Annotated in this window: 8 protein-coding genes and 1 pseudogene; 6 read left to right on the top strand and 3 right to left on the bottom strand. The window is 59.5% G+C overall.

What is annotated here, in order from left to right; genetic code table 11:
* Positions 1-251: 251 nt before the first annotated feature.
* A pseudogene (locus tag AC630_RS47140) lies at positions 252-442 on the top strand (SOS response-associated peptidase); the annotation flags it as partial.
* Between the two features lie 900 nt (positions 443-1,342).
* Positions 1,343-1,552, top strand: a complete 210-nt coding sequence (locus AC630_RS21975; protein WP_074120550.1) for a PRC-barrel domain-containing protein — start codon at positions 1,343-1,345, stop codon at positions 1,550-1,552.
* A gap of 908 nt (positions 1,553-2,460) precedes the next feature.
* On the opposite strand, the gene AC630_RS21970 is transcribed toward AC630_RS21975, so the two are convergent.
* Entirely contained in the window at positions 2,461-3,096 is a 636-nt protein-coding gene (locus tag AC630_RS21970) for a hypothetical protein (RefSeq protein WP_143198214.1), read from the bottom strand.
* A gap of 545 nt (positions 3,097-3,641) precedes the next feature.
* Here AC630_RS21970 and AC630_RS21965 point away from each other — a divergent pair.
* Together AC630_RS21965 and AC630_RS21955 are read left to right on the top strand one after the other, a co-directional pair.
* Positions 3,642-4,241 carry a hypothetical protein gene (locus AC630_RS21965; protein ID WP_167561253.1) on the top strand — a complete coding sequence of 200 codons (600 nt, stop codon included), beginning with the start codon at positions 3,642-3,644 and terminating at the stop codon, positions 4,239-4,241.
* A gap of 534 nt (positions 4,242-4,775) precedes the next feature.
* Positions 4,776-5,129, top strand: coding sequence for a DsrE family protein (locus tag AC630_RS21955; RefSeq protein WP_074120546.1), 354 nt, complete (start codon positions 4,776-4,778; stop codon positions 5,127-5,129).
* A gap of 198 nt (positions 5,130-5,327) precedes the next feature.
* Here AC630_RS21955 and AC630_RS21950 read toward each other — a convergent pair whose 3' ends face one another.
* Entirely contained in the window at positions 5,328-5,810 is a 483-nt protein-coding gene (locus AC630_RS21950) for a phage terminase small subunit P27 family (protein WP_074120545.1), read from the bottom strand.
* 322 nt (positions 5,811-6,132) lie between these two features.
* On the opposite strand from AC630_RS21950, the gene AC630_RS21945 reads away from it, so the two are divergent.
* Positions 6,133-6,414: a hypothetical protein gene (locus AC630_RS21945; RefSeq protein WP_074120552.1), complete on the top strand. Its 282-nt coding sequence runs from the start codon at positions 6,133-6,135 to the stop codon at positions 6,412-6,414.
* 38 nt (positions 6,415-6,452) lie between these two features.
* Positions 6,453-6,686, top strand: a complete 234-nt coding sequence (locus AC630_RS21940; protein ID WP_074120544.1) for a hypothetical protein — start codon at positions 6,453-6,455, stop codon at positions 6,684-6,686.
* Positions 6,687-6,990: 304 nt separating this feature from the next.
* Here the strand turns inward: AC630_RS21940 and AC630_RS21935 are convergent, their stop codons facing one another.
* Positions 6,991-7,392, bottom strand: a complete 402-nt coding sequence (locus tag AC630_RS21935) for an EF-hand domain-containing protein (RefSeq protein WP_074120543.1) — start codon at positions 7,390-7,392, stop codon at positions 6,991-6,993.
* Positions 7,393-7,714: the final 322 nt, after the last annotated feature.

Here is a 7,714-nt window from a genome sequence, read left to right as displayed (position 1 = left end):
CCAGGCAGCTCAATGAAAGGCCACGAAAGACCTTGCTCTTTCAAACCCCGGCTGAGAAGTTCGCAAAATGTGTTGCGGCGATCCGTTGAACCCGCCCCCGAAAGCGGACATTCACTCCACATCCGTGCCGACCCGCGAGAGATTGATAACTTGCCAGCCGCCTTGGTGACGCTTTGATGCCCGGATGGGCACGAAATTGCGAGAAACCATCTATTGAGCGTCGGTTAGCGTGATGTGCCAACCTCTACAGCATCACCACGAACCAAGCCGCGATCATCGACCTGTTTCGGGTGATCAATCGCTACGTCGGCAACCTCGCGCCGATGCCCTGAGTGTTTCCAGACTATCTCGCGCCAGTCATCCGCAACACGAGATGGTGACGATGCGGTGGGGCATGCCGCCACCGCCACGTACGGGCGGGCCGCCGGTGACGAACATCCGTTGATCATGACCGCTACGGAAGGACGGGCGCGTCCTGCGGTATCACCGGCCTCGGCCTAATCCTGTTAGCCACTAGACCGCATCAAAAATGGTTCCACGGACACAGCTAGTCGATCCGCAACTTGCGTGGCGGCTGGCGTGGACTGCTTTTCGAGAGGCAGCAAGCCGAGCGAATTCACGGCCAGCCCAGTCCAAGCGGCAAGAACAGCTGTCGCAGCGAGATATTGGGTCCTCATGGCGATCATCCGTCCCTTCATCGCCCCATGAACTAGTAACCGGCCACTCTCAGAAATAGTTCCGAGTGCTGCTCGTGTGTCAATTGCGTCCGTGGCCTAAGCGTCGCAACGCTACACGCCGAGTTCCTCGTCGGAATGAAACCATCGCGTCGCGATCAGAGATCGAAGGAACGAAAGCACCTGCGAAGCTTTAGAAGAACGAGACCGCCGCTCGCCGGTACTATTACGGCGCATGTCGCGGATAGCCAAAGGTCGCTGCCAGCGACCCGCTGTTCTGAATATCAAGCGCTCGCGCAAGATAGCCAAAAGCGGCGGTCTCGGATTTCGTTCAAACTCGTCAGCCGTGCCTCGATTGAGGTCGCGGGGAGCAGGACTGGGGCCGATGTCGGCCTGCGGGCGGCATCGTTTTCACCGAACCGAAGGGCTCCCCTTATGCGCAATAACATCGACATCGACTACGTACACAGCCGGGCCATCGTTCGAGAGATCGGCGAGAGATTGCGCGCGTCACTGAAACCAGAGCCGAAACTGCCAGCGCGCCTCGAAACGCAAATCGATCGGCTCCGCCAATTGGAGCGCTCACCGTCAATCGTTCCCGATGCGGAGCATTGGAAGAAACCTCGCCATTGATCCGCGCGGATGGCTCGGCCGAACATGGACGAGCAATGCCATCGGTGAAACGTCATGCGTTAACGATCTTGAACGAGTACGGTGAGGCGCAATCTGAATTGATCGGCAAAGCCGTCGTCCTTACCGACGGGAAGGCAGGCACAGTGGAGAACGTTTGGCTGGATGAATTGCACGGGCTTCGGATTGCGATCAAAGGCCATGATGGAAGATGGCCGGTCTCAACCATCAAGCTTGTGGAGAGCTAGATCCTCGCATCGGCTGCGCGCTGCCCAGAGCGCGCGTTTCCTTTCAGAACATTCCAATCAAGATGAAAAAGCCGATCTCGATCAGGAAAGCGGTGGACATGATGGCGACCGTAAGAAACACGTCGCCCATTGAGAGCGGGGCCATCGCGCGCCTCATCGCTACGCCCCGTTGGTAGAATTCACGTAGGTTAAGAAGGTTTCGGTTCCGAACGGGTTAAGGGGTTCGCCAGGCTCAATTCCGGAACCGGGCATGGCATGGGTACTTGGGGTGGGTAATCCAACGCGGGACCCCCCGCCATCGGCATATCTGGCACACGCCTTTCCCGATTTTCAGCCCGCCGCTATTAATGCGAACTCTGCAAGGTAGCGGCCAATGACCAACTCGGAGCAGGTTTGGAGGGATGGCGGGCGCTTTCGCGGCGTGACCGCGCGGTGTTTCTATCGCTGCTTCGCCAGGATTATGCCCGGCAGCGCGAGGCGACTAGGCAAGCGACTGGAGGCGGCTCCGCCTATTCCGTGAGGGTATCGCGGCTTGCCGATCTGTCGCTGGCCGAGGCGGACCTTCAACGGTCTCGGCTGTAGGCCTCACTGCGTGCGTTTACGGGGACGGGACTGCCTCGGACCGGGCGGATTGCGTAAACGCCGGTAAACATGGTCTGAGGCCCGGGAAACGCACCGTGTCCGGTCAGACGTTCAAGATGACGACGGCCATCGCGATCGTTGATGCGACCCCAGCGGTGATGACCAGAGCGTCGAATAAGCGGATTTTCCACATACCCTCAGGATCGCACATTTTACCGCTGCAACCTATGCAGCTTGTGCCAGCTAGATCGTGGCGGCGGATGGCACGTCACCCGCCGCCGCACTCACGCGCCGCCTGCCTATGCTCGAACGAAATCTCGGAAACCTTACGGGCCAGCACGGCGGATCACGCCAAACAGGCCGTCGCCATTGGGCACCGGAGCCGGTGCCGCGATCAATTCAACGCCCAGCAGGGCGCGCGGATCAATATCCGGGCGGTGCATAATCGCTGCGCCCTCAGCCTGCGCGCGCCAGCACAATTCGGCTTCCTCGCGCTCAACGCGCAACCGGTCGCGGCCGATCTCGGCGAGGCGCACTTCGCGGTCTCGCTGAGACACCGCGACGGCATCGTCGCCTTCCTGATCGATCAGATCGGAGAGCGCCTTGATCACCGCCGACTTGTGTAGCCAAATCATAAACGCCATGACATCGGTTAGCTCGCCACTCGCGCTGCCGGTAACCGCAGCACCTTTCTCACCCATCGCGAACGGCGGGATGTGCACGACATGCTGCGGCCATGCGATGTCGCCGAAGTGCTCGATCAGCCCATCAAAGGACGGTGCGCCACTTGCCGCGGTGGTTTCGATCTCCCCCCGCATGCGCGCTTTGCAATCGCTTGACGGAACGCACGAGCTTTCGATCCAGTGCCGGTCGGCATCGAGTTCGCGAAGCCGGTGCCTTAAGCGTTCGACCGCATCAGCAGGCGGCTCTCCCTTCTTCAGCACATCGCCGACCTCGATCATCGGAGCCTCGACCACCAGGGGGCCGGTTGGCCGTCCGCGCCGAAGCCAGGCCGCCGCGACAGAAGCCTGCGTTTCGCCGTGTCCGGTTCTCAATCCGAAGAGTCAAATCGTGCTGCCCCAGTGACCGTTTCGAGAGCGCCACCCAAGAGCACGAGCGGGCGGACATCGATCCGTCGCTTTGCACCGGTACAACATCTGAGAGCGTGTCCAACTAACCCGCACGCCCACGCCGCCCCTTGCCGCGAGCCCGATGCGGATCGAATTCATCGACCGCATTCTGCCAAGCGACAATCTCGTCCTCATACCATTGCCTTCGCTCATTGGCGTAGCTCCCTTGCGAAACGGCTCATGCTATACTGCCATTAGAGAAGCGACATGAACAGGAGGCTGCGATGGCGATTACAGAACGCGACGTTGCTCCGCGCGGGGACGATCAGGACTTTCTGCTCGAATGCTGGAAGCAGTGCCTGGCCGAAATGATGGCTGACGTTGAGGAAGCAAAGCGCCGCTGGAAAGACGCATCCCAAGCGATCAAGGCAGAGTCGTTGGCGGCGGTTGCCGAGGCGCGCGCAGCTTTCAGCGATACGCTGATCAGGCTGGAGCGTGCGATCGAGGAGCGTCTCGGCGGGCTCCGGACACTGATTGACGAAAAGAACGTTCCGCGCGTGCATCCCTACGTCGAGGGAAACGTGCACTACGAGGGGGAACTGGTCACGCATGAAGGCTCGACCTATCAGGCACGTTGCGATACCGCGCGCGCGCCGTCAGATGAGGAGCATTGGATCTGCGTCGCCGCAGGCGGTCTCGATGGGCTTTCGTTTCGCGTGAGGGGCACCTACCAACAGGACGAGCCGTATTCCAGATTTGACGTTGTCGCCCTCAACGGCGGGAGCTTTGTCGCGCGCCGCAACAATCCCGGCCCATGCCCGGGCGACGATTGGCAAGCGCTCTGCTTCCAAGGGAAAAAGGGACCAGCCGGTCCGAAGGGCGATCGCGGCGAACGCGGCCCTTCCGGCGCATCGATCAAGGGATGCGAGCTTGAGGCCGAGCGGTACACCTTGATCCTGAACCAAGGCGATGGCACGTCGCTCAGTATCAACCTGCGACCGTTCTTTGAGGCCTATCATGCGGAGTGCAACGGATGAGCACGAAGCTACGTTACATTAAGGCACACGCCTTCCCTTACTGGGCCTGTGGCGTCAAGGGCTGGCTGCTAGACCGGGAGAACTATCGCATCATTCCGCTTTGCTGGTCGCCTAATGAGTACGTAGGGCCCCCAATCGAACTGGTCCGCGAGATGTGGGAAGAGTTGGAGAGGATGGCGAGCGGCGGCGGGCCAGTTCGTTCGTTGAGAGCGCGCGTCGGAATGCTTATGGCTCCAATGGGCTGCCCTACCGGCGGCCTTGTCTTTGAAACGACTTCCACCGCTCTTGGCCCTAGCTGACCCACAGCGGAGGGCGTTGCGATGTCCGCTTTCCGGGTTGTCGCCGCCGAATGGGGCCGCCGATCTCGACTTAGCAGAAATTGACAACAGTTTTAGCAGCCCTCGACAAATGCTAGGCTGATAGCCGAAGTCCCGAAGAACGTCCGTTGACGCTGATCAAGCCCAATCCGCCTCAAATTGCTTAACTTCAGTCGTGCAGACCGCCGGAGCGCGGGAACTAGGATAGGAGACAAAGATGCATTTCGCTATCTCCGCCACATATGGTCCGACTGATCCAACTCGGGCAATGCTGCCATTTATCTTCGCTACGTCCGCGGTGCAGAGCGGCGACAGCGTCACGCTGATGTTATTCGCCGATGCCGTATTCACAGCAATCGAGGGCGTGGGCGCGAAGCTCGTCCCGGTCGGGCCACCGAACCGGTACGAGGAGATCGCAGCGCATCCCAATGTGACGTTGATGGTGTGCAAGCCTTGCGTAGAGGCGCGCGGTCTAGCGGCATCAGCGCTCGACAAACGGGTGAAGCTTGCTGGGATGAACGAGTTCCACGCCGCAGCCAAGCAGCCGGACTCGCGAGTGGTCAATTTTTAGAAGATCGCGTTGCGAGCATTGGATCAAGGCGAAGACCGCAAGTATTCGGCGATGAACCGGGTGATGGAGTTGGCGGTCTCCTTCATTTCGCGAGTGTCATCTGTTGGCCCGAAGCTGCGGTTGATGGATGTCTGCTATTCCGCCGCTATCGGTGCAATAACGGACTCGAGCACACCCCGTTTGCGGTTCACCTTGATTTCAGCCAAGCAAGCCGCAGAACTTGCTGCCGCACGGCGGCTCCCAGCCGGGACCACGCGCAATGCGCGCCCGCGCGACCGGCGTCAGGCCGAACTGGGACGCGAAGGAAACCATATCCTCGGCGGCGCGCGACGCGATCCGTACCAGGGGGTTAGTTTTTGGACCTTCCGAGCTCTTGATCAGCAGTCCACGGGTGGCGTCGTCCCGCTCAGCGAACCGGGCTAGAGCTTCGGCGGCAGTCCGCCAAGTGCTGTAAGCCTCGCAATAGGCTGCAAAGGGGCCGATATCGAGCACGCTCAGCAGCCGCAAATGGTGCAACTGTGGACCAGCACGCAACCACTCTTCGCGTGCATAGGCTGAAAGCCAATCCGGCGGCGCAGGCGGCTCTGCTTCGACCGTCGGCTGTGGCTCGGGGCGCAAGCGCCGCTTGCCTGGGTTGCCGCGCAACTTTGCAAGCTCGAACGGGACCGGTGAGTTCGACATTGCGGCTTCTCCACACGGATTGGCAGAGTCTTTCCCACTTACGAGGGGAAAGCGAGGCATTCTCGCGGGCCTCAATGGGACTACTAGATAGTTAATTTATCCCGGCCATTTCCGGTCAACTGCGGCGGCTGACGTTGGAGCGCCGCCGCGGTCGGAAATGGATGGATTGTTACCTGTCGAACCCGCCCCCCCGACGGCTTTGAGCGGAACCACGCCCCCCGACAAAAACCATCTTGCGGCGCAGCTACGGAACAACACTACAGTAAAGAAAATCGCGGAACGAAACGGCGGGCCAGTCCTTTCCCGCTATTGGGAGGTGCCCATGACTGCTCAGGCTAGAGAAGGCGCGTGTGCGTTCGCTTGGCGGAACTACTTGCTGGTCCACAGCGATCTCAGTGAGAACGATAGCAGGCGTTCCGACCTTTATCGCTACGTCACCAATCTTTCTGATACCGGCGAATATGATTTCAATCTCCTGCAAGTTGCGGCAGTCGTTTACTTGAAGAAACTAGACGAATTGCATGACGCACGAGGTGCGAGCCTGGCGGCTGATCAAGCTTTGGCCGAGCGGTTAGAAGCGCGCAGTGGGCAACTCGAAACCTAGCTTTGAGGCCTAAAACCAGAGCAGAAGGAGCGAACAGCATGGCAGACAATATCTCTAACTCAAACCCCTTCGCGCGCGACCCACAACGGCCCACCGCCGCATTGACAGCAATGGGTATGAATGCCCTGAAGCCAATTATGCATTTTCAAGTCTCGATGCTGAGAATGTGGGCCAACAGCATCGAGCGGTTCGCAGGCAGCTACGAAAAGGGATTGGAGGAAACCAAGACGACTCTCGAGGAACCATCAGACAAAGGGAAAAGCGCCGCGTAAATCAAGGCGCTAGGAGGACCCCGAGTGGGATCATGAGCTAGCAGCTATGATCGACCGCTGGGTTCAGCTGTAGGATCGTCTTCCGGTCGCCGTGACCAGCGTGAAGCGGGAGTCTGGCCCCATCAATCCCACGCTTGTCTTTACGGCCCAAAGGCTGACGTTCCGTATGGTAGATGAGAAGTCTCGCTTCGAAAATGACGCTTGAAATAGCTGTCTGCCAGTACAACGAGTCGGCTCGCTTATATCGGCCGACGAAACCGCCGTCGCTGTCAGGAGCTAGATGGTCTCCCTCTCGCGGAACCGATCACTTCGTTCCGTGTATGAACGCTTGCATTTCCTCTAGCGTGAGTTTGCCATCTTTGTTGGTATCCATTGCCTTGAAAATTCGTTCGTGAGCCGCCTGAAACTCCTGCAGTGAGATCGTCCCATCGCCGTCGGCGTCCATCAGCGCGAACATCATGCGCATCATAAAGGGTGGTCCCATCGCGCCTCCACCCATCATGCCGCGCCCCATCATACGCCCCATCATGCCACTGCCCATCATGCTTTCGTGCCCCATCGCGCCCGCGCCTTCCTGGCCCATGGGATGCGATTGCATTTGTTGCTGATCTGGTTGGGGTGCCATTTGGTCCTGTGCAAAGGCACCGGCAGTGCCGTACGCCAGAATGAGAGCAGATGTAATGAGTCCGAGGATGCGACTTTGCATTTGAAAAACTCCTCAAAAGCGTCACCAAAGTCCGATCAATCCCCCCAAGCGATTTTGATCCTATCACTTTTCACCAAGGCAACCGCTATCAGGATAGTTGGGCTTTTGGCCCGTCGGAACCAGGACGCAGAACGCGCGCGCTGGATCGCGTGCAGGCCCGCTTCGGGTCTTGGTTGTGTGCAAACGGGTAGGTCGGCACGCGGCCGTGGTCGCCAATCATTGCAGGCGGCTGATGTTCTCGCGTCGGATCGTCCAATGACCGGCCAAAGTGGGTATCGCGACGCGGTTTTGCGCTTTTGGACGCACTTTCCGGCCTTCAGGC

The organism is Bradyrhizobium sp. AS23.2, assembly GCF_001908185.1.
In the GTDB taxonomy this organism is placed as follows: Bacteria; Pseudomonadota; Alphaproteobacteria; order Rhizobiales; family Xanthobacteraceae; genus Bradyrhizobium.
The sequence above is the reverse complement of the archived record's forward strand: the minus strand, read 5'-3'. Positions and strand labels throughout refer to the sequence as shown.